Origin of the sequence: Sphingomonas pruni NBRC 15498 (genome assembly GCF_001598455.1) — a bacterium.
Lineage (GTDB): Bacteria > Pseudomonadota > Alphaproteobacteria > Sphingomonadales > Sphingomonadaceae > Sphingomonas > Sphingomonas pruni.
The window spans coordinates 1-2381 of record NZ_BCYZ01000146.1; the positions used below are offsets into that span (position 1 = coordinate 1).

Annotated in this window: 2 protein-coding genes; both read right to left on the reverse strand. The window is 68.6% G+C overall.

Annotated elements, in window-relative coordinates:
- Positions 1 to 137: 137 nt before the first annotated feature.
- Entirely contained in the window at positions 138 to 1829 is a 1692-nt protein-coding gene (locus tag SPR01S_RS20895) for a putative bifunctional diguanylate cyclase/phosphodiesterase (RefSeq protein WP_066593764.1), read from the reverse strand.
- A 72-nt stretch (positions 1830 to 1901) separates the two neighbouring features.
- Positions 1902 to 2381, reverse strand: a 480-nt coding sequence (locus SPR01S_RS20900; RefSeq protein WP_157082391.1) for a Smr/MutS family protein, incomplete at its 5' end; no start/stop codon positions are given.

The window sequence follows — 2381 nt, forward strand, 5'->3', positions numbered from 1 at the left end:
CCCCTGCAAGGGAGGGGCCGGGGGTGGGTGCGAGCCGAAGGCGAGCTCCCGCTCTCACCTCAAGGCGGTGCCGGGGCATCGAGCCCCGCCCCCGCTAACCCACCCCTAGCCCCTCCCTTGCAGGGAGGGGAATCGGCTCACCCCACCGTCACGACCGCTTTGCCGCGCGGGCGGTCGGTGCCGTGTGACCACGCCAGGAACGCTTCCTCGTCCATCGGCTGGGCGACGGCATAGCCCTGGATGACGTCGCAGCCGATCACGCGCAGCATCTTGGCCTGGTCGTCCTGTTCGATCCCTTCGGCGACCGCTTCGCAGCCCAGGCCGTGGATCAGGCCGATCACCGATTGCGCGATCAGCCGGGCCTCGCGGCGCGTGGCGACATGTTCGACCAGGCTGCGGTCGAGCTTGATGCGGTCGATCGGCAATTGGCGCAGGCGCGACAGGCTGGAATGGCCGGTGCCGTAATCGTCGATAGCGATCGTCGCGCCGTCCGCGCGCAGCGCCGCGATCGCCTCGATGACGTCCTCCGAGCAATGCATCGCCAGCGTCTCGGTGATTTCGAGCTCGAGCAGGCGGGCGGGTGCGTCCGCCGCCAGCATCGCCTCGCGCAAGCGGCGAAAGAACATTGCATGGTCGAGCTGACGCTGGCTGATGTTGATCGCCAGCCGCTGTTCGACGCCCAGGTCGGCCCAGCGACGGATCGTCTCGGTCACGCGGGCGGCAACCCATTCGCCGATCTCGACGATCAGCCCGGTTTCCTCGGCGCGCGGCAGAAAGCTGGCGGGCAGTTTGACGCCCTCGGTCGGATGTTGCCAGCGCAGCAACGCCTCCGCTGCGACGATGCGCCCATCGGTCAGCGAGACCTGGGGCTGATAGACCAGGGTGAATTGATCGCGGTCGACCGCGGTGCGCAGGTCGACTTCCAGCTGGGCGCGGTCGGCGAGCTCGGCGGCGAGTTCCTCGGAGAAATGCTCGGCGCGGCCGCGGCCGGTCGCCTTGGCATGGTACATCGCCGCATCTGCGGCGCGCATCAGATCGTGCAAGGTGGTGCCGTGACCCGGCCGCATCGCGATACCGATCGACGCGCCGATCTCGATCTCGGCACCGGCTATGTCGAACGGCTCGGTCAGCGCGAACAGCACACCGCGGCCGATCCGCGTGGCCTCGCGGGGATCGTCGAGGCGCGGGAAGAACATGGTGAATTCGTCACCCGCCAGGCGGCCGATCAGCGGCTTGTCGGTAACCTGATCGATCGAAACGCTGTCGGCGACCGCACGCAGGCGATTGGCGACCATGCCGAGCAGCATGTCGCCGGTGGCGTGGCCCATCGTATCGTTGACCGCCTTGAAGCGATCGAGGTCGATGAACAGCAAGGCGGCGATCTGGCCGATCGGCATCTCGGCCAGCTGGCGCTCGGCCGATCGCCGGAAATGGGTACGGTTAGGCAAGGCGGTGACCGGGTCGAACATCGCCAGCCGGTGGACGCTGTCCAGGTTCGCCGCGACTTGCTGGAACAGGCCGTGCATCGCCTCTCCCAGATGCGGCACGGCGGCGCCGATATCCTCTGGGATCGGGCTGTCGAGATCGCCATGCGCCGCCTTGGCGATGCGGGCGATGGCGGAGTCGATCGCTGCCGCGGTCGACGCGACCGATCGCTCGGCGGCGGCCCAGGACAAGACCGAACAGACGATCGCCGGGATCAGCGCGCGGCCCATTGTATCGGCGCTGAGCTGACCATGCGCGGTCGCCAGCAGCGCGAGGATGAACACCACCGCGCCGGCGCACAATGCGAATACGATCGCCCGGCCTTTCAGCGATGCTGATTCCATTGCGCCTGAAATGTCCCCTCTGGCGAGCTGCCGAACAGCCCCCAATGAAGACAGCTGTGTGACCGAAAAGGGTTAAGAAATTCGTGCTCCGCGGGGTCTGCGCAGCACGATATAGAGTGCGCCCGACCCGCCATGGCGCGGGTTGGCGCCCCTGACCGCGGCGATCGCATCAGCGTGGCGCGACGCGTGCAGCCAGTCGCCCACCGCGGCGCGGATCGCGCCGCGCGCGTGCGGGCGCTCGCTCTCGGGCCGTGGCGGCTTGCCGGTGATCAGGAGGATGACGCGGTCCCCGCGCGCGATCGAGCGGCCGAGCGCATCGTCGAGCATGGCATAAGCGGAGTTGAGCGTGTGGCCGTGCAGGTCGACCGTCGCATCGGGCTGAACCATGCCGCGCGACAGGCGCTTGTCCCAGCTGCCGTCGAGGGTCGTGCCAGGGGTTGGCGCCACCAGAGCGGCCTTGGTTTTCTTAAGCCCCTCCCCTTCAGGGGAGGGGTTAGGGGTGGGGCGGGACCTCGTAGAGGGCGTCGCCTGCGACTCCCCCCCCCCCCCCCC